This window comes from Stenotrophomonas sp. GW821-FHT01H02A (genome assembly GCF_059422145.1).
On record NZ_JBWKWI010000003.1, the window covers coordinates 151,850 to 176,248 of the forward strand.

The following is a 24,399-nucleotide window of genomic DNA, read 5'->3' on the forward strand; positions in this document are numbered from 1 at the left end:
GTTTTGACGCGGGTTTTTTTCATGTTAACCTCGGGCTGATCAAGTGGCCCGCCCAACGGAGTATTCCCATGGCGCTGGAGCGCACCCTTTCCATCATCAAGCCGGACGCCGTCGCCAAGAACGTCATCGGTGAAATCTACGCCCGCTTTGAAAAGGCCGGCCTGAAGGTCGTCGCCGCCAAGTACAAGCAGCTGTCGCGCCGTGAAGCCGAAGGCTTCTACGCCGTGCACCGCGAGCGTCCGTTCTTCAACGCGCTGGTCGAGTTCATGATCTCCGGCCCGGTGATGATCCAGGCGCTGGAAGGCGAGAACGCCGTGCTGGCCCACCGCGACCTGCTGGGCGCCACCAACCCGAAGGAAGCCGCCGCAGGCACCATCCGCGCCGACTTCGCTGAATCCATCGATGCCAATGCCGCCCACGGCTCGGACTCGGTTGAGAATGCCGCGATCGAAATCGCCTACTTCTTCGCCGCGACTGAAGTCGTCTCGCGCTGAGAGTGATGCCGTGAACGAGGTCGTACAGCCCACCGCCATCCCATCCGTGCTCGTCCCGAGCCCGGCTGTGGCCAAGCAGAACCTGCTCGACCTCGATCGCGAGGGTCTGGAGCGCTTCTTCGCCGAGACACTCGGCGAAGCGCGCTACCGTGCCCATCAGGTGATGAAGTGGATCCACCATCACTACGTCACCGATTTCGATGAGATGACCGACCTCGGCAAGGCGCTGCGCGCCAAGCTCAAGCAGCATGCCGAGGTGCTGGTCCCGAACATCGTGTTCGACAAGCCCTCCGCCGATGGCACCCACAAGTGGCTGCTGGCGATGGGCACCGATGGCAAGAACGCGATCGAAGCGGTCTACATCCCGGACAAGAACCGCGGCACGCTGTGCGTGTCTTCGCAGGTCGGCTGCGCGCTGAACTGCACGTTCTGTTCGACCGCCACCCAGGGCTTCAACCGCAATCTGTCCACCGCCGAGATCATCGGCCAGGTGTGGGTCGCGGCGCGCCACCTGGGCAACATCCCGCACAAGCAGCGTCGTCTCACCAACGTGGTGATGATGGGCATGGGCGAGCCGTTGATGAATTTCGACAACGTCGTGCGCGCCATGAGCGTGATGCGCGACGATCTGGGCTATGGCCTGGCCAACAAGCGCGTGACGCTGTCCACCTCCGGCCTGGTGCCGCAGATCGACCGCCTGTCCACCGAGAGCGACGTGTCGCTGGCGGTGTCGCTGCATGCGCCCAACGATGCACTGCGCGAGACCCTGGTCCCGCTCAACAAGAAGTACCCGATCGTCGAGCTGATGGCCTCGTGCGCACGCTACCTGCGTGCCAACAAGCGCCGCGAATCGGTCACCTTCGAATACACCCTGATGAAGGGCATCAACGACCAGCCCGAGCATGCCCGCCAGCTGGCGCGGCTGATGCGCCAGTTCGACAACGCCGTGCAGGCGTCGAACTCGGGCAAGGTCAACCTGATCCCCTTCAATCCATTCCCGGGCACGCGCTATGAGCGTTCCGGCGAAACCGAGATCCGCGCCTTCCAGAAGATCCTGCTCGATTCGCAGGTACTGACCATGGTGCGGCGTACCCGTGGCGACGATATCGACGCCGCCTGTGGCCAGCTCAAGGGCCAGGTCATGGATCGCACGCGCCGCCAGGCCGAGTTCAACAAAACGCTGCAGGACGGGAAAAACCGGGATGCCGCTGCCTGATCGCCGATTGCCAGCCGTTGTTTTCTTCGCGCTGGCATTGGCCGGCTGTGGCAAACAAGGTGTCAAGCCGCCGTCCGGTCCGCTGGAGGTCGCACCGACCTATGAGGCCCGCGACAACCCCGAGATCCGCAAGCGCGTGAATTACCAGGACCAGATGGTCCTGGCCGGTGAGTCGCTGCGCGCCGGTTCCCCGGATGCGGCCGAGAAGCGGGTGCGGGCCGCGATGAAGATCGATGCGCGCCGCCCCGAGGCCTACATGCTGCTGGCGGCGATCGCCGCCCAGCGTGGCAACGAGGCCGAGGCCGGGCAGCTGTACGGCAAGGCCGCGGAGTTGGCCCCCGAGCGTGGCGATGTCCTCAACAATTATGGCGCGTGGCTATGTGCTCATGGCCGCCCGGCCGAGTCGCTGGTCTGGTTCGACCGGGCGCTGCAGGCACCGGGCTACACCACGCCGGCCTCCGCCCTGGCCAATGCCGGTGGCTGTGCATTGGACGCGGGCCAGCCGGAACGGGCGGTTCCCGACCTGCGTCGGGCGCTTGAGATAGACCCCGTCAATGCCTATGCGCTGGAGTCGATGGCCCGCAACGAGTACGCCCAAGGGCGCTATTTCGAAGCCCGGGCCTTTTCGCAACGGCGTTTGACGGCTGCACCGGCCACACGTTCCGTGTTACAACTTGCCTCTCAAATCGAGGCGCGGCTTGGCGACAGCACGGCATCCGGTCGCTATCTGCAGCGAATTCATGACGAATTTCCGCAGGATGCGGCACCTAATCCCCGGGGTTGAAGCATTGTGATTGATGACCAGACTGTGAACGCTTTTGATACTGCGGCCGGTTGCGGAGCTCGTCTTCGCCAGGCCCGGGAAGCGGCCGGACTGACCCTGGAGGCAGTGGGGCAACAGCTTCGCATGCCGGTCCAGGTCGTGAAGTCCCTGGAGGAAGAACAGTGGCAGCGCCTTGGCGCGCCGGTCTTCGTCCGCGGCCAGTTGCGCAGCTATGCCCGCCTGTTGAAGGTGGACATCGGCGAGATCCTCGAGCAGGCCCATATCGGGCCCATCGTGCCGCCGCAGCTGGTCAGCCATACCCATACCCCGCGCGCGCGCCGCATCGCCGAGAGCCTGGGCCGCCGTGTCCTGTATGTCGGCATCACCGCCGTGCTGGCCGTGCCGGTCTGGTTCGCCACCCGCGGTCATTTCGATGGCACCGCGAGCACCCCGAACACCGCCTCGCTGGATGTGATTCCGGCGGCGGTCCCGGTGGCAGGGGGTGACACCCCGGAGGCGGCCACACCGGCGGCTGTCGAGACGGCCAGGCCGTCGGCTCCGGCGGCGCCCTATCTGGCATCGCTGACCCCGGTCCCGCGTCCGGCCTCGGCGCCGGCACCGCAGGCCGGCGCACTGAGCCTGCAGTTCAAAGGCGACAGCTGGGTCGATATTTCCGGGCCCGACGGCGCTACCGTCGAGAAGGCCCTGATCAAGTCGGGCGAGACCCGCAGCTTCGCACCCGGCCAGGTGGCCCGCATGGTGCTGGGCAATGCATCGGCGGTCGAGGTTCAGCAGGCCGGCACTATCGTCGACCTTTCGCCGTACCAGCGAGCCAACGTGGCACGCTTTACGGTATCCTCTGACGGCTCCGTGGTCCCAGTTTCGCACTGAACCGCGTTTCCCCAATCCAATTCAAATAGCTCCTCCTCATGGGCGGGGCGAGAGTACGCATGGCGATCGACGACCTGCTCGACGAGCACGAACAAAGTGAACGCGTCCGCGGCTGGCTGCGGAAGAACGGTGTCAGCATCCTCGCTGGCGTAGCCATCGCGATCGGTGGCATCTGGGGCTGGAAAGAGTGGCAGACCCGGCACAGCAACAGCCTGGCCGGCGCCAACGTCCAATACCAGATCGTCCTCAAGAGCCTGGAAGAGAAGGATCTGGAGCAGGCCGCCAAGGGTGTGAAGGACCTGGAAAGCGGCAAGGCCAACATCTACGCCGATCTGGCCGCACTGCAGCTGGCCAAGGCCCAGGTCGATGCCGGCAAGAACGACGACGCGCTGGCGACCCTGCGCGCGATCAAGGCCGACCCCGAATTCAAGCCGGTGATCGAGCAGCGCGTTGCGCGCCTGCTGGTCGCCACGGGCAAGCCTGACGATGCGATCAAGCAGCTCGGCAGCGCGACCGACAGCGCCAGCCTGGAAATCCATGGCGATGCACTGATGGCGCAGGGCAAGCGTGATGCTGCCCGCGAGCAGTATGAGAAGGCGCTCAAGACGCTGGACGTGGCAGCGCCCCAGCGGCGCCTGCTGGAAACCAAGTTGACGGATGCCGGTGGCACCGTCACCGATCCTGCGGAGTCGGTGTAATGAATCAGATGGTCATGATCAAGCGCGTTGCCACGGTTGCCCTGTTGGGCATGGCCCTGACCGGCTGCAGCACGATGAAGGGCTGGTTCGCCGGCAAGGACGCGGCGGCCAAGAAGGCGCTGGAACCGGCCGAGCTGGTCAAGTTCGACGCCACCGTCAAGGTCGACAAGATCTGGACGGCCAACGTCGGCAAGGGTGAGAAGCGCATCGGCGTCCGTCAGGGCCCGGTGGTCGCTGATGGTCGCGTCTACGCGGCCGCCATCTACGGTGGCGTGCATGCCATCGATCTGCAGACCGGCAAGAAGATCTGGACCTACGAGCCGGCCAAGGTCAAGAAGCAGCCCAAGCTGCGTCTGTCCGGCGGGCCGGGCGTGGGCGACGGCCTGGTCGTCATCGGCACCCTGGACGGAGAAGTCATCGCGTTGAATGCGGCCGACGGTACCGAAAAGTGGCGTGCCAAGGTGCCGGGCGAAGTCATCTCCGCGCCGGCCGTGGGCCAGGGCATGGTGTTCGTGCGCAGCAACGACGGTCGCGTGACCGGTCTGGATGCCGAGAACGGCACCCAGCGCTGGTTCAACCCGCGCGAGCTGCCGGCGCTGACCGTGCGTGGCAACGCGCCGGTCGTCACCGGTCCGGGCGTGCTGTTCATCGGCAACGACGACGGCTCCATCGCCGCGCTGGCCATGCAGGACGGCCGCACGCTGTGGGACCAGATGGTCGGCACCGGCGAAGGCCGCACCGAGCTGGAGCGCATGGCCGACATCGACGGCGCCCCTGTGCTGGAAGGCAATACGCTGTTCGTGAGCAGTTTCAAGAACCAGACCATGGCGATCGAAGGCCCGACCGGCCGTCCGCTGTGGGCACGTGATCATGGCGGCGCCGGTGGCGTGGCCCTGACCTCGGGCAATGTGTTCGTCACCGACAACAAGGGCGGCGTGTTCGGCCTGGACAAGGCCAGCGGTTCGGCCATGTGGTCGCAGACGGGCCTGGCCCGTCGTTCGCTGACCGGTCCGGTCATCCACGGCGATTACGTTGTGGTCGGTGATTACAAGGGGTATCTGCACTGGTTGCGGACCGATAACGGTGAGTTCGCGGCGCGCGCCAAGAGTGGCGGCGACGCCCTCCTGGCCCAGCCGGTAGCCGCCGATGGGATTCTGCTGGTGCAGAACGTTGATGGAAAGCTGACCGCGTTCCGGTTGGCACAATAAGGAGTTACCGCGATGCTGCCCTTGGTCGCCCTGGTTGGACGGCCGAATGTCGGCAAGTCCACGCTGTTCAATGCGTTCACCCGTACGCGCGACGCGCTGGTCCATGACCAGCCCGGCGTGACCCGGGACCGTAATTACGGTGTTTGTCGTCTTGATGAAGACCACCCGTTCCTGGTGGTCGATACCGGTGGTATCGCCGGTGAAGAAGAAGGTCTGGCCGGTGCTACCGCCCGCCAGGCCCGCGCCGCCGCCGCCGAGGCGGACCTGATCCTGTTCGTGGTCGATGCCCGTGAGGGCCCGATGGACGACGAGATCCTGTCCTGGCTGCGCAAGCTGGCCCGTCCGACCCTGCTGCTGATCAACAAGATCGACGGCATGAACGAAGACACCGTGCGCTCGGAATTTGCCCGTTACGGCTTCGGCGAAATGCTGACCGTGTCGGCCGCGCACCGTCAGGGCCTGGATGATCTGCTGGACGAGGTCGTGGAGCGGTTGCCGGAAGAGGGCACCACCGAGACGCTGGACACCGATCCGAACCGCATCCGCATTGCCTTCGTCGGCCGCCCCAACGTGGGCAAGTCGACGCTGGTCAATCGTCTGCTCGGCGAAGAGCGCATGATCGCCTCCGAAGTGCCCGGTACCACCCGCGATTCGATCGCGGTGGACATGGAGCGCGACGGTCGTGAGTACCGCCTGATCGATACCGCCGGCCTGCGTCGCAAGGCGCGTGTCGAGGAAGTGGTCGAGAAGTTCAGCGTCATCAAGACCCTGCAGGCCATCGAGCAGTGCCAGGTCGCGGTGCTGATGCTGGATGCCTCCGAAGGCGTGACCGACCAGGACGCCAGCGTGCTCGGTGCGGTGCTCGATGCCGGCCGTGCGTTGGTGGTGGCGATCAACAAGTGGGATGGCCTGACCGATTACCAGCGCGAGCAGGCTGAAGCCCTGGTGTCGCGCAAGCTCGGCTTCGTGCCGTGGGCGGAAGTGGTGCGCATCTCGGCCAAGCACGGCTCGGGCCTGCGTGAGCTGTTCCGCTGCATCCACGCCGCGCACGCCTCGGCCACGCACGAATTCAGCACCAGCGAAGTCAACAAGGCGCTGGAAACGGCCTACGAGACCAACCCGCCGCCGGCGATCCGTGGTCACGTGTCCAAGCTGCGCTACGTGCATCCGGGCGGTTCCAACCCGCCGACCTTCATCGTCCACGGCACCCGTCTGAAAGACCTGCCGGAGTCGTACAAGCGCTATCTGGAGAACTTCTTCCGCAAGCGCTTCAAGCTGGTCGGCACGCCCGTGCAGTTCATCTTCCGCGAGGGTGTGAACCCGTACGAAGGCAAGAAGAACGTGCTCACCGAACGTCAGCTCAAGCGCAAGCGCCGCTTGATCAAGCACGTCAAGGGCAAGTGATCCAAAGAGGAGCCGGCGCAAGCCGGCTCTTCTCATTGGAGCGGCCGGCGCGCCCGTGCGCGATAATCCCCGCATGAGCACGATCCCCGAACTCACCCCGGCGCAGGCCCGCGAACGTCTCGCCCATGGCGCGCTGCTGATCGACATCCGCGAGGCGCACGAACGTGCCACCGGCATGGCCGAAGGCGCGCTCGGCATCGCCAAGGGCGAGCTCCAGGCCGAGCCCAGCACCCATCTCCCGGCCGCCGACCGCGAGGTCGTCCTGATCTGCCAGAGCGGCAAGCGTTCGATGGAGGCTGCGGTTTTCCTGTCGAACCTGGGCTACACGAATGTCGCCTCCGTCCACGGCGGCACCACCGCCTGGCGCGGTGACGGCCTGCCCCTGGTGCAGCCGATGCAGAGCGATGCCGAGCGCGACTTCAACGAACGTTACTCGCGCCACCTGCTGCTGCCGCAGGTGGGTGTCGAGGGCCAGAAGACGCTGCTGGCCTCGCGCGTGCTGGTGCTCGGCGCGGGCGGCCTCGGTGCACCGGCCAGCTTCTACCTGGCGGCGGCCGGGGTAGGGCACCTGCGCATCGCCGATGACGACGTGGTCGACCGCAGCAATCTGCACCGGCAGATCATCCATACCGACGCCAGCGTCGGCGAGCCCAAGGTGCTCTCGGCCCGCGCACGCCTGCTCGCACTCAATCCCTCGCTGGACGTGGAGGCCGTGCAGGCGCGGGTCAGCTCGGACAATATCGATGCGCTGCTCGAGGGGGTCGACGTGGTGCTGGATGGCTCGGACAATTTCCCGCTGCGCTACCTGCTCAATGATGCCTGCTTCCAGCACCGCATCCCGCTGGTATATGGCGCGGTGGAGCGCTTCACCGGGCAGGTCAGCGTGTTCGATGCCGGCCGCCAGCGCGGCACCGCGCCGTGCTACCGCTGCCTGTTCCCCGAGCCGCCGCCGCCGGCGTTCGCGCCGAACTGCTCGGAAGCGGGCGTCCTCGGCGTGCTGCCGGGGATGGTCGGCCTGCTGCAGGCCACCGAGGTGCTCAAACTGCTGCTCGGCATCGGCGAGCCGCTGATCGGCCGCCTACTGACCTTCGATGCGCTGGGCATGCGCTTCCGCGAGACGCGGCTGCGGCCCGATCCGGACTGCCCGCTGTGTGCGCCTGGGCGCGCGTTCCCCGGGTACATCGATTACGCGGCGTTCTGCAGCGCCTGAGGGCGCGGGTTCCGGTGTCAGCATGGTGGCGATTTCGGGACAATGTGGCTTCCGGATTCAACATCGTTCTGAATTCAGTACGATTAAACGCAGCATCCGCGCTATTGCCCTTCCGCGCTTTGCCCTATCGTTGACCCATCTTGTGCAGTCCGGGGAAACAACCGCATGGCGGTGGAAGCAGGTGCCAGTGAACTGGTGAAAGTGGTCGCCCTGCTGGGTGCGGCAGTGGTCATGGTGCCGCTGTTCCGCCGGCTCGGGCTTGGCTCGGTGCTGGGCTATTTCGCCGCCGGCCTGGCCATCGGCCCGTTCGGGTTCGGCTGGTTCTCCGATCCACAGGCCATCCTGCATACCGCCGAGCTCGGCGTGGTGATGTTCCTGTTCGTGATCGGCCTGGAGATGCGGCCCTCGCATCTGTGGAGCCTGCGCAACGAGATCTTCGGGCTGGGCACGCTGCAGATCGTGGTCTGCGGTGCGGTGCTGACCGGTGTGTGCATGCTGCTCGGCTTCCCGCTGCCGGTCGCCTTCATCGGCGCCGCCGGGTTCGTGTTGACCTCCACCGCGGTGGTGATGCAGCTGCTGGCCGAGCGCGGCGACATCGCGCTGCCCACCGGGCAGAAGATCGTCTCGATCCTGCTGTTCGAAGACCTGCTGATCGTGCCGCTGCTGGCCGTGGTCGCGTTCATGGCACCGGTGCACAGCGATGCGGGTGAGAGCTCGCGCTGGGTCACCGTCGGTATCGCCGCCGGCGCGATCGTCGGCCTGGTGCTGGTCGGCCGCTTCCTGCTCAATCCGCTGTTCCGCATTCTTGCTGCCGCCAAGGCGCGCGAAGTGATGACGGCGGCCGCGCTGCTGGTTGTGCTCGGCGCCGCGCTGCTGATGCAGCTGGGTGGTTTGTCGATGGCGATGGGTGCGTTCCTCGCGGGCGTGCTGCTCAGCGAATCGACCTTCCGTCACCAGATCGAAGCGGACATCGAGCCGTTCCGCGGCATCCTGCTCGGCCTGTTCTTCCTCAGCGTGGGCATGGCGCTGGACCTCACCGTAGTCGCCAACAACTGGCCGCTGATCGTCTCCGGCGTGTTCGCGCTGATGCTGGCCAAGGCGGTCTGCATCTACGTGGTCGCGCGGATTCTCGGCAGTGATCATCGCCAGGCGCTGGACCGCGGCGTGGTGATGGCGCAGGGCGGCGAGTTCGCGTTCGTGCTGTTCTCTGCCGCGGCGGTGGCCGGTGTGATCGACGTGCAGGTCAACGCCAACCTCACCGCGATCGTCGTGCTCTCGATGGCGCTGACGCCGCTGTTCGTGCTGCTGCACGACAAGCTGATGCCGGATCGCGAAGTCTCGCTCGATGGCGTCGAAGAAGCCGACGGCCTGTCCGGCAGCGTGCTGCTGATCGGCTTCGGTCGCTTCGGCCAGGTGGCGAGTCAGTCGCTGCTGGCGCGCGACGTGGATGTGACCATCATCGACAACGACGTGGACATGATCCACAACGCCGAGCGTTTCGGGTTCAAGATCTACTACGGCGACGGCACCCGCCTGGATGTGCTGCATGCGTCTGGCGCAGGGACAGCGCGTGCGATCGCGGTATGCGTCAACAACGACCAGGATGCCGATCGCATCGTCGAACTGGTCACCCACGAGTTCCCCCAGGCCAAGCTGCTGGTGCGCTCGTTTGATCGCGAGCATTCGCTGCGCCTGATCCATGCCGGCGTGGACTTCCAGATCCGCGAGACCTTCGAATCGGCCCTGCAGTTCGGCCAGGCCGCGCTGATGGAGCTGGGCGCCGATCCGGATGATGCGCGCGAGATCGCCGAGCAGATCCGCGAGCGGGATGCGGAACGCTTCGAGCTGGAGATGGCGGGCGGAGACCTGCGCGCCGGCGCGCACATGGTGTTCGGCACCGCACTGCCGGGCGTGCCCACGCCGACGCCGTTCACCGCGCCCAAGCGCAAGGCGCGCACGCTCAACGCGGATGAGGTGCCCGAAGAAGAATGAGGAGGGTAGTGCCGGCCGCTGGCCGGCACCCCGATGGCGCTGCCCGGGCGATCGTGGCTGCCGGCCAGCGGCCGGCACTACCGGTGGGCGGGGCGGGCCGAATCAGGGACAATAGCCGACCGTCGCCCCCACGCCTGCTGCCCTCGATGAGCTCACCGACCCCCGACACCGTCTCTTCCGCCCGCATTCTCGACGGCCGCCGCATCGCCGAAGACCTGCTGGACAGCCTCAAGGTCCGGGTCGATGCCCGCCTGGCTGCCGGTGGCAGCCGTCCGGGCCTGGCCGTGGTGTTGGTGGGGGGCGACCCGGCCTCGACCGTGTACGTGCGCAACAAGCGCCGTGCGGCCGAGAAAGTGGGTATCGAAGCCTTCGATTACGACCTGCCGGCCGGCACCACCGAGGCCGAGCTGCTGACCCTGATCGACCAGCTCAACGCCGATCCCAAGATCCACGGCATCCTGGTCCAGCTGCCGCTGCCGGGCATCCCGGACGCCAACCGCCTGATCCACCGGATCGACCCGCGCAAGGACGTGGACGGCTTCCACCCGGAAAACGTCGGCCATCTGGCCCTGCGTGAGTTCGGCCTGCGCCCGTGCACCCCGCGCGGCATCGTGACCCTGCTGGGCCATACCGACCAGCCGGTGCGTGGCCGCAACGCCACCATCGTCGGCGTCAGCAACCACGTCGGCCGCCCGATGGGGCTGGAGCTGCTGATTGCCGGCTGCACCGTCACCAGCTGCCACAAGTTCACCCCCAAGGACGTGCTGGAGCAGTCGGTGCGCAACGCCGACATCCTGGTGGTCGCGGTGGGCCGCCCGGGCATCGTCCCGGGTGAATGGGTGAAGCCGGGCGCGGTGGTGATCGACGTGGGCATCAACCGCCTGGACGATGGCCGCCTGGTCGGTGACGTCGGCTTCGAGGCCGCCGCCCAGCGCGCCAGCTGGATCACCCCGGTCCCGGGCGGGGTAGGGCCCATGACCGTGGCCACGCTGATGCAGAACACGATCGAGGCGGCCGAGGCGTTCTGACCGGCCTGTGCCGACCCATGGTCGGCGTCTGCTGCGGCCGCGGTCCCGGGCCGACACCTGCCGCCGCGATGGTCCTGGCCTGTCGCCCCTGGTAGAGCCGACCGTTGGTCGGCTGCACTTGGCGCGGTGGCAGGTCGATCCAGGGCCAGCCGACCAACGGTCGGCTCTACCCCCCCGACCGTCGGCGCGACACAGCGTCGCATCCGCCCCCTGCCAAAGACGCCCGAATCAGGGTAAAATGTCGCGCTTCCCCACATCTCGGGTATGCCGATGCTGCGCATCCAGGCTGAAGCTCTCACCTACGACGACGTCTCCCTCGTCCCCGCTCATTCCATCATCCTGCCCAAGGATGTCAGTCTGGAAACGCGCCTGACGCGCGACCTGCGGCTGAAGCTTCCGATCCTCTCGGCTGCCATGGATACCGTCACCGAAGCCCGCCTGGCCATCGCCATGGCCCAGCTCGGCGGCATGGGCATCATCCACAAGAATCTGAGCGTCGAGCAGCAGGCTGCCGAAGTCGCCAAGGTCAAGAAGTTCGAGGCCGGCGTCATCCGCGACCCGATCACCGTCGGTCCGGAAACCACCATCCGCGACGTGCTGGCCCTGACCCAGGCGCGCAACATCTCCGGCGTGCCGGTGGTGGACGGCGGCGGCCAGCTGGTCGGCATCGTCACCCACCGTGACATGCGCTTCGAGACCGAGCTGGACGATCCGGTCCGCCACATCATGACCAAGAAGGATCGCCTGATCACGGTCAAGGAAGGCGCGGCCTCCGATGAAGTGCTGCAGCTGCTGCACCGCAACCGCATCGAGAAGATCCTGGTCGTCAACGATGATTTCGCCCTGCGCGGCCTGATCACCGTCAAGGACATCCAGAAGAACACCGATTACCCCAACGCCGCGAAGGACACCGCCACCCGCCTGCTGGTCGGCGCGGCCGTCGGCGTCGGTGGCGATACCGACCGCCGGGTCGAGGCGCTGGTCGCCGCCGGGGTGGACGTGCTGGTGGTGGACACCGCGCACGGCCACTCGCAGGGCGTGCTGGACCGCGTCAGCTGGGTCAAGAAGCACTTCCCGCAGGTGCAGGTCGTCGGTGGCAACATCTGTACCGGTGAAGCCGCGCTGGCGCTGCTGGACAGCGGCGCGGACGCGGTCAAGGTCGGCATCGGCCCGGGCTCGATCTGCACCACGCGCGTCGTTGCCGGCGTCGGCGTGCCGCAGATCACCGCGATCGACCTGGTTGCCGAAGCGCTGCAGGACCGCATCCCGCTGATCGCCGACGGTGGCATCCGTTACTCCGGTGACATCGGCAAGGCGCTGGCCGCCGGTGCCTCCACCATCATGATCGGTGGCCTGCTGGCCGGTACCGAGGAATCGCCCGGCGAGACCGAGCTGTTCCAGGGCCGCTCCTACAAGAGCTACCGCGGCATGGGCTCGCTGGCCGCGATGGAGAAGGGGTCCAAGGACCGCTACTTCCAGGACGCCTCCAGCGCCGACAAGCTGGTGCCCGAAGGCATCGAAGGCCGCGTGCCGTATCGCGGCCCGGTCGGCGGCATCATCCACCAGCTGATGGGCGGCCTGCGCGCCACCATGGGCTACGTGGGCTGCGGCACCGTCGAAGACATGCGCAGCAAGCCGAAGTTCGTCAAGATCAGCGGCGCCGGCCAACGTGAGAGCCACGTCCACGACGTGCAGATCACCAAAGAGCCGCCGAACTACCGCGCCTGATGCGGTATGAGCAAAGAGGAACGAGGAAGCTGATTCCCGTTCCTCTTTCTCTATCCGCCGCCGGTAACGACGCTGTGTTTCCCGTATTTACTCCTGCATTGCCCGGGCACCATGACCAACATCCATAACGACAAGATCCTCATCCTCGATTTCGGCGCCCAGTACACCCAGCTGATCGCGCGCCGCATCCGCGAGCTCGGCGTGTACTGCGAGATCTGGGCATGGGACCACAACCCGGCCGACATCGCCGCCTTCGGCGCCAAGGGCATCATCCTGTCCGGTGGTCCGGAATCGACCACGCTGCCGGGCGCGCCCGCCGCGCCGCAAGAAGTGTTCGACAGCGGCCTGCCGATCTTCGGCATCTGCTACGGCATGCAGACCCTGGCCGCGCAGCTGGGTGGTGCCACCGAAGCGGCTGACCAGCGCGAATTCGGCCACGCCGAAGTGAACGTGATCAACCCCGATGCGCTGTTCAAGGGCCTGAGCGACCACGGCGGCGAGCCGAAGTTGAATGTCTGGATGAGCCACGGCGACCACGTGTCCGTTGCGCCGCCGGGCTTCACCATCACCGCCACCACCGACCGCATCCCGGTGGCCGCCATGGCCAACGAAGAAAAGCGCTGGTACGGCGTGCAGTTCCACCCGGAAGTGACCCACACCCTGCAGGGCCAGGCGCTGCTGCGCCGCTTCGTGGTGGACGTGTGCGGCTGCCAGACCCTGTGGACCGCCGCCAACATCATCGACGACCAGATCGCCCGCGTGCGCGAACAGGTGGGCGATGACGAAGTGATCCTGGGCCTCTCCGGCGGCGTCGATTCGTCGGTCGTGGCCGCGCTGCTGCACAAGGCGATCGGCGACAAGCTGACCTGCGTGTTCGTCGATACCGGCCTGCTGCGCTGGCAGGAAGGCGACCAGGTGATGGCGATGTTCGCCGAGCACATGGGCGTCAAGGTGATCCGCGTGAATGCTGCGGACCGCTACTTCGCCAAGCTCGAAGGCGTGAGCGACCCGGAAGCCAAGCGCAAGATCATCGGTAACCTGTTCGTGGACATCTTCGATGAAGAGTCCAACAAGCTGAAGAACGCCAAGTGGCTGGCGCAGGGCACCATCTACCCGGACGTGATCGAATCGGCTGGCAGCAAGACCGGCAAGGCGCATGTGATCAAGAGCCACCACAATGTGGGCGGCCTGCCGGAGCACATGAAGCTGGGCTTGGTCGAGCCGTTGCGTGAGCTGTTCAAGGACGAAGTGCGCCGCCTCGGCGTCGAACTCGGCCTGCCGCGCACCATGGTCTACCGCCATCCGTTCCCGGGCCCGGGCCTGGGCGTGCGTATTCTGGGCGAGGTGAAGCGCGAATACGCCGAGCTGCTGGCCAAGGCCGATGCCATCTTCATCGATGAGCTGCGCAAGGCGGACCTGTACGACAAGACCAGCCAGGCGTTCGCGGTGTTCCTGCCGGTGAAGTCGGTGGGCGTGGTTGGCGATGCGCGCGCTTATGAGTGGGTGATTGCGCTGCGGGCCGTGGAGACGATCGACTTCATGACCGCGCATTGGGCGCACCTGCCGTATGAGTTCCTGGGTACGGTGAGCAACCGGATCATCAATGAGTTGCGGGGGGTGTCGCGGGTGGTTTATGACATCTCGGGGAAGCCGCCGGCTACTATTGAGTGGGAGTGAGTTGGCGTCTGGCGTCGGCTCACAATCAGTAGCGCGAACGCGCCTCTAAGCCCGCGTTACCGCGGGCTTTTTAATGATCTCGCAACACGCTGCCGGCCCAACATTTGAAATCGTCAAGTAGCGATTCTTCATGGCATGATGAATCGCGTCGAAGGCTTCTATGTTGTTGGAAGTCCTCCATAGCCTCAAAGAATGCAGGACAAGATATGAGCGCCTTACAGAATCACAGTGGCTTGGATGCCTCGCCGCGAGCGGAGGCTGAACGCCCGTGAATGCAGTAGAAATCGAACAGGCCATTACAGATCTTGCAGAGCGGTCCTTCGACCCTGCAGAGTTTCCCTATCTGTTCCTTGAGGCCTTCGGCAGTAAGGCAACAACGATCAAGCGACTTCGTGCGGGGGCCTCGAATAAGTCTGATTTGGGCGGTGTACTTCAGACGAGCAACATCCATATCCTGACCTGCGACGCAGGGCGCGTGACGCAGACGCTGGCCGCCCTTAGGGGTAGTCCGGCCACTGCCAAGGCTAAGTCGAAGTTTATTCTCGCTACCGATGGCGTAGAGTTCCAGGCCGAGGACTTGGGCAGTGGCGAGACCGTTGCCTGCGCCTTCCCTGATTTTCCGGATCACTTTGGCTTCTTCCTGCCACTGGCAGGCATAAGCACCGTACGCCAGATTAGCGAGAATGCGTTCGACATCAGGGCTACCAGTCGGCTGAATCGCTTATATGTCGAGCTTTTGAAGGATAATCCCGATTGGGGTAGCGTCGAGCGCCGCCACGACATGAACCATTTCATGGCGAGGCTAATTTTTTGCTTCTTCGCTGAGGATACCGACATCTTCGTTGGGAGGGCTGGCTTCACCGAAGTTGTGACGGTGATGAGCGCAAAGGACTCGACGAACACTGACGAGGTTATCGCTACGTTGTTCCGCGCCATGAATACCAAGCGCGAGGATCGGGCGGCAGCCAACATTCCACGTTGGGCGGAAAGTTTCCCCTACGTCAATGGCCAGTTGTTCGCGGGAAGCAACGCAGTGCCTCGGTTCAGCAGAATCGCCCGCTCTTACCTGCTGCATGTTGGGAGCTTGGATTGGACCAAGATCAACCCCGACATTTTTGGCTCGATGATTCAGGCGGTCGCCGACGACGAGGAGCGCGGGGAGCTGGGCATGCACTACACCAGCGTGCCAAACATTCTTAAGGTGTTGGGTCCGCTGTTCCTTGATGACCTGCGCTCAAAGCTTTCAGGTGCGGGCGATAATCAGCGCATCTTGCTTAATCTGCGCAAGCGCATGACGAAGATCAGAGTTTTTGATCCGGCGTGTGGGTCCGGAAACTTTCTTGTTATTGCTTATAAGGAAATGCGTGCCATCGAGGCCGACATTAATCGTCGACGCGGCGAGCCGGATCGTGCGTCAGAGATTCCGCTTACTAACTTTCGCGGAATAGAGTTGCGTGACTTTCCGGCTGAAATTGCACGCCTTGCCCTGGTTATTGCTGAGTATCAGTGCGATGTTTTATATCGGGGGCAGAAATTGGCGCTATTGGAATTTCTGCCGTTGCGCAATGAGAATTGGATCACCTGCGGTAATGCGCTTCGTCTTGATTGGTTGAGCGTCTGCCCGCCGACAGGGGGCGGTGTAGAGATTGTAAGCGACGATTTGTTTAGGACGCCGCTGGGCCAGGTGCCGGTCGAATTTGAGAATGAGGGTGGTGAAACATATATATGCGGCAACCCGCCCTACAGAGGGAGCAAGTGGCAAGATCAAGAGCAAAAGGCGGACCTGGCGCTTGCTTGGGCCGAACACCCGCAGCTTGCCAAGACTACCGACTTAGTGTCTGGCTGGATCGCCGCTTATCTCAAGTACGCCCGCATGGTGCCAGATGCGGTGGCGGCGTTTGTTACAACCAATAGCATCTGCCAGGGTCAGCAAGCATCCGAGATTTGGCCAGTTGTGACTCAACAAGGGAGAGAGATTCGGTTCGCACATGCACCGTTTACGTGGAAGAATCTCGCCGTTCATAACGCCGGTGTTACCGTAATCATTGTTGGTCTGGGTCCGAAGTCGCCTTTACCGAAACGGATTTTTGGCGATGATGGCCTTGTGCGTGATTGTGAGGTCATCGGGCCCTATCTCGTGCCCAATATGCCGGATGCCGTGATTAAGGCGAATAGGCCGTTAGGTCCACAGTCCACCATGTTGTTCGGAAACATGCCGCGAGATGGTGGTCACCTGTTCCTTACCTCTCAGGAGGCACGCGAACTCCGAATGAATCCTGCTGCGAGGAATTATGTACGAAGATTCCTAGGCTCCGATGAATTAATTAACGGGAAAATGAGGTTCTGCCTCTGGATTGGAGATGGCGAGGTTGAAGCGGCTAGGAAGAGTCCGTTCATCGCCAGCCGGCTCCTGCTCGTGGCTGAAAACAGGCGGCAATCTCCTGCTGAATCTACTCGCGCGTTTGCGGACCTGCCGCACCGCTTTGTGCAGATTGCGGGTACGGCGAAGAGATCCGCGATAGTCGTGCCAAGGGTGTCTTCTGAGAATCGCGAGTATCTGCCAGTTGATCTCGTGAGTGCAGAATACGTCATTGGAGATCGAAATTTCGCTCTTTACGATGCGCCACTTTGGAATTTTGCGTTGATCGCCTCTCGTCTCCATTGGGTTTGGATAGGTACGGTTTGCGTCCGCATGCGGACGGACTTCTCATACTCAAACACGCTTGGGTGGAATACTTTTCCGGTCCCAGCCCTTACCGAGAAGAATCGGATCGATCTCGAGCGAGCATCTGAGAACATTTTAATCGCACGCCAAAGGCATTTTCCAAGAACCATTGCCGAGCTCTACGACGCGAACGCTATGCCGGAAGAGCTGCGCGAGGCGCATCGTCAAAATGATGAATTGATTGAGAGGATCTACTTTGGTCGCCGAATGAAGAATGACACCGACAGGCTGGAGAGCTTATTTGCGTTGTACCATAAGGTGGCAAGATGACCGGATTCGCACATAGTATTGTGTTAGGCAAGACGACGCTTTCAGAAATCGATCGTGTAAGGCGTGAGATTTCAGCGGATGAATTTTTCGGATGTTTTGCATATGCTACTCAGTCTGGCTTCCGAGAGTTCGAGTTGTGCGTTGGGATGGATTTTTGGGAGCGCACAAAGTCAAGATGGCTTTTTGGTATTGACTACGGCAGAACCGATCCGCGCGCACTGCGTGAGATCGCATTGCGTACTAACACAGAGGTGAGGGTGTTTGACGGACGATTTGTCGTAGAAAGAGCTGGCTTCGATCCTCGTCGCGATTTTCATCCAAAAGTTGCAATGATGAAGAACACGAAAACCCAAGTGCAGGGGGTAGTCCTTGGGTCCGGCAACTTCTCGAATAATGGTCTTCGGCGTAGTGTTGAAGCTGGTGCGGCAATTATTGCTGCGCAAAAGGCTCGTATTGATTCGCGCATCAAGCCTGTTCGAGATGTGTTTGAAGAATTGTGGCTGCGAGCTTGTCCGCTGGATGATATTTTAGAAGTATATGAAGAGCGTTTGGACGCTTTAGTTGATTTGCGTGATGGAAGTAGATCGGCCAAGGTCGGGGGCGTGCTTTCCGGGTTCTGGATCGAGGCAGGGTACGTTACTAAGAATCGAGGAGAGGATAAGCCAGGTAATCAGATCTTTGCTCCGCATGGATTCCGAAGATATTTTGGGCTCGAGAAGGCTGGGGGTGCGTCGACGCTTATTGGTGAGATTACGTTCAGGACGGAATTTGGTCCTGTTGTCACAAAGAGCTATCGTGAGAATGACAACGGGATGGAGAAGTTGACGCTGCCAATGCCTGAGAATCACGGGTTCGGCGTCTACGATGGAAAGGTTTTAGTCTTTAGGCCGGAAGGCGGGTCTTTCTTGTTAACAGCGCTGGAACTTGAGGAGTTTGAAGTGCTATACGGGCATCGGTTAGCGGATGTGAGGAAGATGGTTAGGGGACGGCGTTTCGGAGGGTTGATTTAGCCATGAAGCCTATTCCTTCCGTTTCCGTTTCCTATTCGCGGAATGGCAGTTCCACCAGTGCCAATGCTCTTGGTATGCGTGCTATGCAGGAGCGCGTCTACGAGAGGCGCGGGGAGCAGTATCTACTGATTAAGTCGCCACCCGCGTCTGGCAAGAGCCGCGCATTGATGTTCGTGGCACTCGATAAGCTTGAAAATCAGGGATTGAAGCAGGCAATCATTGTTGTGCCTGAGAGATCCATTGGTTCCAGCTTTAGTGATGAGCCGCTGTCGAAGCGGGGATTCTGGGCTGACTGGAGCGTGGAGCCCAAGTGGAATCTATGCAATGCGCCGGGGGGCGATAGCGGCGGCAAGGTGAAGTCACTCGGTGCATTCCTCACTAGCAGCGACAAGGTGCTCGTTTGCACCCATGCGACCTTCCGCTTCGCGGTGGATGCCTACGGCGTCGAGGCATTCGACGATCGCATAATTGCGGTTGATGAATTCCATCATGTTTCAGCAAGCTCGGACAATAAGCTCGGCCAGCACCTGAGTCAATTTATCTCTCGAGGCCGAACTCACATTGTTGCCATGACGGGTTCTTACTTCCGGGGTGACGCAGAAGCCGTACTTGCTCCAATTGACGAATCCAAGTTCGATACTGTTACCTACACTTACTATGAGCAGCTCAATGGCTACGAGTACCTTAAGCAGCTCGATATCGGTTACTTTTTCTACGGCGGGCCGTACGTTGACGACATCCTAAATGTCCTGGATCCTGCGGAGAAGACGATAATCCACATCCCCAATGTCAATTCGCGTGAGAGCACGAAGGACAAGGTGCGCGAAGTGGAACATATCATCGAGGCGCTGGGTGAGTGGCAGGGAATTGACGCTGCCACCGGCTTCCAACTCGTAAAGCGGCCGGGCGGCCGTGTGTTGCGGATCGCTGATCTTGTCGACGACGATGCCGCCAAGCGCGACCGGGTGTCTGCCGCGCTCAAAGACCCTGCGCAGAAGAGTAACCGCGATCATGTGGACATCATCATCGCGCTGGGCATGGCAAAAGAAGGTTTCGATTGGATTTGGTGCGAGCATGCGCTGACCGTTGGCTACCGCGCCAGCCTGACCGAGATCGTGCAGATCATCGGCAGAGCGACCCGCGATGCCCCCGGTAAGACCCGCGCAAGGTTCACCAACCTGATCGCAGAGCCGGATGCTGCCGAGGAAGCTGTTACCGAGGCCGTCAACGATACGTTGAAAGCCATCGCGGCGAGCTTGCTGATGGAGCAGGTTCTGGCTCCGCGCTTCGAGTTCACGCCCAAGAAATCTGACAGCGGCCCGACGCCAGGATTCAACTATGGCGAGGGTGGCTATGACCCGGACCGCTGTAACGCTGGCGTCAATGAGCAGACGGGGACGTACCAGGTCGAGATCAAGGGGCTCGCCGAACCCAAAGGCAAAGAGGTTGCGCGCATCTGTCAGGAGGATCTGAACGAAGTGATCGCAGCCTTCGTGCAGGATAGGCCCACCATCGAGCGTGGCTTGTTCGATGAGGAAATCGTGCCCGAGGAGCTAACGCAGGTTCGCATGGGCAAGATTATCAAGGATAAGTATCCCGAGCTTGACGCTGAAGGTCAGGAGGCTGTACGCCAGCACGCTATCTCCGCCCTCAATCTTACGCAGCAAGCCAAGCGCGTTGTTACCGCAGGCGAGAGCGACGGGTCGCCAAACACTGCCCTGATCGACGGTGTGCGCCGATTCGCAATGGACGTGCGCGAGCTGGACATTGACCTCATCGACCGCATCAACCCATTTGGGGAAGCGTATGCCATTCTTGCCAAGGCCATGAGCGAAGATAGCTTGAAGCAGGTTGCGGCGGCCATCTCGGCAAAGGGCACAAGCTTAACGCCTGATGAGGCGAAGGATATGGCCGTTCGTGCCCTCCAGTTCAAAAAGGAGCGCGGTCGCATTCCTTCGCTCCATTCCCAGGATGCTTGGGAGCGACGAATGGCCGAAGGTGCCGCCGCGTTCATGCGCTTCAGGGTGGAGGGGCGCTATGAATAACTCCGATCTTGATGAACTCGCTGCAGAGCTTGGAGAGTTCGCTCCTCCTGAGAAGAAGGGCGGACGGCCGGCCAGTGAGGAGCGCGTTATCGCGGGCTTCGAGGAGATCCAAGGCTTCGCAGAGAAGAGCGGTCGTGCGCCGATGCACGGTGAAGATCGCGATTTATTCGAACGCCTATACGCCGTACGTCTGGACCAATTGCGCGCGAGCCCAGAATACCGCGCCATGCTAGAGCCGCTGGACCACCAGTGCTTGCTTGCAGGGGCGCCTACGGTTGTCGCTTTGCCAGACGAGGCCATTGGCGTCGACCACCTGGCGGCCGAGCTAGCGGGCGTAGCGGATGCGGACGACATCACCGTCCTACGCCATGTCCGGACCAGCGCCGACAAGCGCGCTGCAGAGGAGATCGCGGATCGTAAGCCTTGCGAGGACTTCGAGAAGTTCAAGCCACTATTTGACCGTGTAGCGACGGAAGTAAAGACCGGCTTGCGCCAGTCCCAGCCCGTAGAGGCAGGGCGCCGCGCGATTGAGACTGGCGACTTCTTCGTTCTCGATGGCATCACGCTCTACGTTGCCGAGGTCGGCGAGCCGTTGAAAACTACTGCTCGGGAAGTGGATCGCCGATTGCGCCTCATCTTCTCCAACGGGACAGAGAGCAATTTGCTGCTGCGATCGCTCCAGCGAGCGTTCTATGATGACGCCGCCGCGCGACGGCTAGCCTCGCCCGAGAGTGGGCAACTCTCTTTCGGCGGTGAGCTCGACGCCGACGATGTCGAAAGCGGCACGATCTACGTTCTTCGCTCCCTCTCTGATCATCCCTATGTCGCGCAGTACCGTGACATTATCCACAAGGTCGGTGTAACAGGAGGAAGGCTGGAGGCGCGCATCGCCGGCGCTGAACATGACTCTACCTACCTGCTTGCGAAGGTCGAAGTGGTAGCGACCTACAAGCTCGCGGGCATCAATCGCATCCGCATGGAGAAGCTTTTCCACAGGCTATTCTCGCCAGCGCGATTGGAGATCACGATCAACGATCGCTTCGGTCATCCTGTCCAGCCTGAGGAATGGTTTCTAGTGCCGCTTCATGTGATCGACGAGGCAGTTCAGCGCATTCGAGACGGATCGATTACCGAGTGTATCTATGACCCGAGGACCGCTCGCCTCGTGGGCTGCGCGCGCAATCCCTGCAAGGATGAACCATGATCGAGAGTTTGCGACTGAAGCAGTCTGAGGCTCGATCCATGGTCTTTGCAGAAGGGGCGCAGTGGGTTCGCGCTGACTTTCACCTGCACACCAGAGCGGACCGTGAATTCAAGTTCACGGGAGATGACAACTACTACAACAGCAACTATGTGGACGCGCTGGATAAAGCGGGAATCCGATTGGGCGTTATCACAAACCACAACAAGTTCGACATCGAAGAGTTCAAAGCACTGCGCAAGACGGCACAGAAGAAGGGTATTTCGCTGATGCCAGGCGTCGAGTTGTCCGTGAATGACGGGGCTAATGGCATCCACACGCTTGTTGTGTTTTCCGACGAATGGATCGATGAACACAATTACATCAACCCCTTCCTGACCAGTGCATTCGAAGGCAAGGCTCCCGCGCAGTACGAGCAAGAGAACGGGCGAACTTCTTGGTCGCTTTTGGAGACCATCAAGAAGCTGGAGGCTATCACCGGGACTTCTTTCTTGTTTTCGCCCATGTCGAAGCCCCGAGTGGCCTGTGGGCGGAGCTGGATGGCGGCCGGCTGACTGAGTTGGGGCAGAACGAGTTCTTCCGCCGCAGAACGCTGGCGTTTCAGAAAGTGCGTACGCACGACGGCGGAGGCAAAGACAAGCCTTGCCGTACAAAGATTCAAAGCTGGCTACAGAGTTGGTACCCCGCCGAACTGGAAGGTAGCGATCCCAAGAGTGTCGATGAAATCGGTCGAGGCAAGGCCAGCCACCTGAAGTTAGGCGAACTGTCCTTCGAGGCGGTCAAGCTTGCCCTGAGCGATCCTGCTGGGCGGGTAGCAATGGAGCTGCCAAAGCATCAAGCGTCGCACATTCGCAGCATCCGCTTCGACGGCGGCATTCTCGACGGGCAGGTATTGCATTTCTCTTTCGAGCTCAACACGCTGATCGGCGTCCGAGGCAGCGGTAAATCATCCATCCTAGAGGCGGTGCGCTACGTCCTCGACATTCCACGCGGCGAGAAGGCGCAGGACACTAAGTACAAGGATGAGTTGATCCGCCATACCCTCGGTAGTGGCGGCAAGGTGACGTTGACGGCCTGCGACATGTACGGACAGGAATTCACCATCTCGCGCATCTTCCGCGAAGCTCCCAATGTTTATTTGGGCGGCAGGTTGCAACCCGGCGTCTCCATCCGGGAGACGGTACTGCGCCGTCCGATATACTTCGGTCAGAAGGATCTTTCCAGCACTGGCGAAGGTTTCGAGACTGATCTGGTGGAAAAACTCGTTGGCGAGAAGCTGCGTGTGCTGCGCGACGAAATCGAGGTTCAACGTCAGTGTGTGAGCGATGCCGCTCAGCGCTGGTTCAAGCTCAGCAACACAACCGAACTCAAGCGGGACTTCGAGACCCAACTAAATGATGCCAACTTTCGTCTGACAAAGTTCGAAGAGCACGGCGTCGCCGACAAGCTCCAAAAGCGCCTCGGATTCCAGCAGGATGCTACCGCGCTGTTACGCATGGAGGGGCGAGCAGACAGCTTCCTCCTAGCCTTAGGGCACCTGATTGCCGAGCATGAGGACGAGTTGCGCAACGCGACGAGTTACCTGTCCAAGCAGAACCCAGATTTCTTCGCCTCCTACTACGTCGAGTTCTCCAACCTCGTGGCCAAGGTTGATCAGCTCAAGCACATCGAGGAAGACGTGCGATCCATTGTAGAGCGCCTCAAGGCCAAGCAAGGCGAGTTTGAAGGAGCAAGCAAGAGCCTTCAGGAGGAGTTCGCACAAATCGAGCGTCAAGTAGCTCAGGAACTCAAGCAAACCGGTATGACGGCCATTCAGCCGGATGACTTCTTGGCTCAGCAGCGGCGCAAGACGAAGGCGGAGCAAATGCTGGAGGCGCTGGCCAAGCAGGAGTGTCAGCAGACCAGCATCCGCGACGCACTGTTTGTTGAGATCGATAAACTCAATGAACTATGGTTGCGGGAGTTCAGTGCCATTAAGGTGGAGTTGGACCACGTAAACGCTGGTCACACCGCTTTGCAGATCGAAGCAGACTTCAAGGGCGACAAGGAGGCCGCCATCAGCTTCATGCAGCAGCTCTTCAAGGGCAGCAACATCCGCGAAACGACGCTGCGTGCGGTGATGGAGGACTATTCCGATTTCGGCGGCCTTCTTCGTGCGATGCCAGGAGTCTTGGCAAAGGCCGGCAGCACTCCCGAAGTGTTCGAAAAGACCTTCATGCAGAGCCTGAGCGCTTTCGTCACCTGGCAGGTGCCCAACCGCTTCGTCATCCGCTATCGCGGCAAAGAATTGAAGCACCACTCTCTCGGGCAACGCGCTTCGGCGCTGTTGCTGTATGTGCTCAGCCAACGCCAGAACGACGTGATCATTATCGACCAACCGGAAGACGATCTGGATAACCAGACCATTTACGACGATGTGATCAAGCTGCTACGGGATATGAAGCCCCATGCCCAGTTCATTTTCGCGACCCACAACGCTAACTTCCCTGTGCTCGGTGATGCGGAACAGGTGCACGCCTGCCAATACCAAGACGAGAAGGTTGCCACGCGAAGTGGCAGCATCGACGCCCGCCCGGTGCAGGACGCCATCATCAACATCATGGAAGGAGGCCGGGAAGCCTTCAACCGTCGCAAAGAGGTCTACAACCTGTGGAAACCACAGCTCTGATCGACCTGCTCGGCCGGGGCGGCGATAGTAGGGACCAGTTCAACACGGACAGTCCTGCCACATCGCTGATTGGGTTGCGGCTTGCCGCGCTCACTGATGTCATGGTCGCTGAATGAACTCATCGATGATCGGACCGGCAATCTGTTCAAGGCTATTGTGAGGCGTCCCAGC

18 protein-coding genes are annotated in these 24,399 nt (G+C 61.9%); all 18 read left to right on the forward strand.

Annotated elements, in window-relative coordinates; all coding sequences use genetic code 11:
• Positions 1-68 precede the first annotated feature (68 nt).
• The 18 genes from ndk to AC07WC_RS06360 all read left to right on the forward strand — a co-directional run bounded on the left by ndk (position 69) and on the right by AC07WC_RS06360 (position 24,228).
• Entirely contained in the window at positions 69-494 is a 426-nt protein-coding gene (gene ndk / locus AC07WC_RS06275) for a nucleoside-diphosphate kinase (RefSeq protein ID WP_008265389.1), read from the forward strand.
• 10 nt (positions 495-504) lie between these two features.
• Complete coding sequence (rlmN, locus tag AC07WC_RS06280) at positions 505-1,710, forward strand: dual-specificity RNA methyltransferase RlmN (protein ID WP_495209234.1); 1,206 nt, start codon at positions 505-507, stop codon at positions 1,708-1,710.
• A complete protein-coding gene (pilW, locus tag AC07WC_RS06285) occupies positions 1,697-2,494 on the forward strand; it encodes a type IV pilus biogenesis/stability protein PilW (RefSeq protein WP_495209235.1) in 798 nt (265 codons plus the stop codon). The genes rlmN and pilW overlap by 14 nt, the downstream gene beginning before the upstream one ends.
• Positions 2,495-2,500: 6 nt before the next feature.
• A complete protein-coding gene (locus AC07WC_RS06290; protein WP_495209236.1) occupies positions 2,501-3,364 on the forward strand; it encodes a RodZ domain-containing protein in 864 nt (287 codons plus the stop codon).
• A gap of 59 nt (positions 3,365-3,423) precedes the next feature.
• Positions 3,424-4,062 (forward strand): YfgM family protein, encoded by a 639-nt coding sequence (locus tag AC07WC_RS06295; RefSeq protein ID WP_495209237.1) that lies wholly within the window; start codon positions 3,424-3,426, stop codon positions 4,060-4,062.
• Positions 4,062-5,270, forward strand: coding sequence for an outer membrane protein assembly factor BamB (gene bamB, locus AC07WC_RS06300; RefSeq protein ID WP_495209238.1), 1,209 nt, complete (start codon positions 4,062-4,064; stop codon positions 5,268-5,270). Before AC07WC_RS06295 ends, bamB begins: the two co-directional genes overlap by 1 nt.
• Before the next feature lie 12 nt (positions 5,271-5,282).
• Positions 5,283-6,674, forward strand: a complete 1,392-nt coding sequence (gene der / locus AC07WC_RS06305) for a ribosome biogenesis GTPase Der (RefSeq protein WP_019183084.1) — start codon at positions 5,283-5,285, stop codon at positions 6,672-6,674.
• Positions 6,675-6,747: 73 nt separating this feature from the next.
• Complete coding sequence (moeB, locus tag AC07WC_RS06310) at positions 6,748-7,884, forward strand: molybdopterin-synthase adenylyltransferase MoeB (protein ID WP_495209239.1); 1,137 nt, start codon at positions 6,748-6,750, stop codon at positions 7,882-7,884.
• A 165-nt stretch (positions 7,885-8,049) separates the two neighbouring features.
• On the forward strand, positions 8,050-9,876 hold the full coding sequence (locus tag AC07WC_RS06315; RefSeq protein ID WP_495209240.1) for a monovalent cation:proton antiporter-2 (CPA2) family protein: 1,827 nt from the start codon (positions 8,050-8,052) through the stop codon (positions 9,874-9,876).
• A gap of 146 nt (positions 9,877-10,022) precedes the next feature.
• On the forward strand, positions 10,023-10,904 hold the full coding sequence (folD, locus tag AC07WC_RS06320; RefSeq protein ID WP_019183081.1) for a bifunctional methylenetetrahydrofolate dehydrogenase/methenyltetrahydrofolate cyclohydrolase FolD: 882 nt from the start codon (positions 10,023-10,025) through the stop codon (positions 10,902-10,904).
• Positions 10,905-11,174: 270 nt separating this feature from the next.
• Complete coding sequence (gene guaB, locus AC07WC_RS06325; RefSeq protein WP_026069766.1) at positions 11,175-12,632, forward strand: IMP dehydrogenase; 1,458 nt, start codon at positions 11,175-11,177, stop codon at positions 12,630-12,632.
• A gap of 111 nt (positions 12,633-12,743) precedes the next feature.
• Positions 12,744-14,309 carry a glutamine-hydrolyzing GMP synthase gene (gene guaA, locus AC07WC_RS06330; protein WP_495209241.1) on the forward strand — a complete coding sequence of 522 codons (1,566 nt, stop codon included), beginning with the start codon at positions 12,744-12,746 and terminating at the stop codon, positions 14,307-14,309.
• Between the two features lie 268 nt (positions 14,310-14,577).
• Positions 14,578-17,304 carry a class I SAM-dependent DNA methyltransferase gene (locus AC07WC_RS06335; protein ID WP_495209242.1) on the forward strand — a complete coding sequence of 909 codons (2,727 nt, stop codon included), beginning with the start codon at positions 14,578-14,580 and terminating at the stop codon, positions 17,302-17,304.
• Positions 17,301-18,314 (forward strand): hypothetical protein, encoded by a 1,014-nt coding sequence (locus AC07WC_RS06340; RefSeq protein ID WP_495209243.1) that lies wholly within the window; start codon positions 17,301-17,303, stop codon positions 18,312-18,314. Before AC07WC_RS06335 ends, AC07WC_RS06340 begins: the two co-directional genes overlap by 4 nt.
• A 2-nt stretch (positions 18,315-18,316) precedes the next feature.
• Positions 18,317-20,359 (forward strand): DEAD/DEAH box helicase, encoded by a 2,043-nt coding sequence (locus AC07WC_RS06345; RefSeq protein WP_495209244.1) that lies wholly within the window; start codon positions 18,317-18,319, stop codon positions 20,357-20,359.
• Positions 20,352-21,563 carry a GIY-YIG nuclease family protein gene (locus AC07WC_RS06350; RefSeq protein WP_495209245.1) on the forward strand — a complete coding sequence of 404 codons (1,212 nt, stop codon included), beginning with the start codon at positions 20,352-20,354 and terminating at the stop codon, positions 21,561-21,563. Before AC07WC_RS06345 ends, AC07WC_RS06350 begins: the two co-directional genes overlap by 8 nt.
• Complete coding sequence (locus tag AC07WC_RS06355) at positions 21,560-22,114, forward strand: PHP domain-containing protein (RefSeq protein ID WP_495209246.1); 555 nt, start codon at positions 21,560-21,562, stop codon at positions 22,112-22,114. The genes AC07WC_RS06350 and AC07WC_RS06355 overlap by 4 nt, the downstream gene beginning before the upstream one ends.
• Complete coding sequence (locus AC07WC_RS06360) at positions 21,997-24,228, forward strand: TrlF family AAA-like ATPase (protein WP_495209247.1); 2,232 nt, start codon at positions 21,997-21,999, stop codon at positions 24,226-24,228. Before AC07WC_RS06355 ends, AC07WC_RS06360 begins: the two co-directional genes overlap by 118 nt.
• Positions 24,229-24,399: the final 171 nt, after the last annotated feature.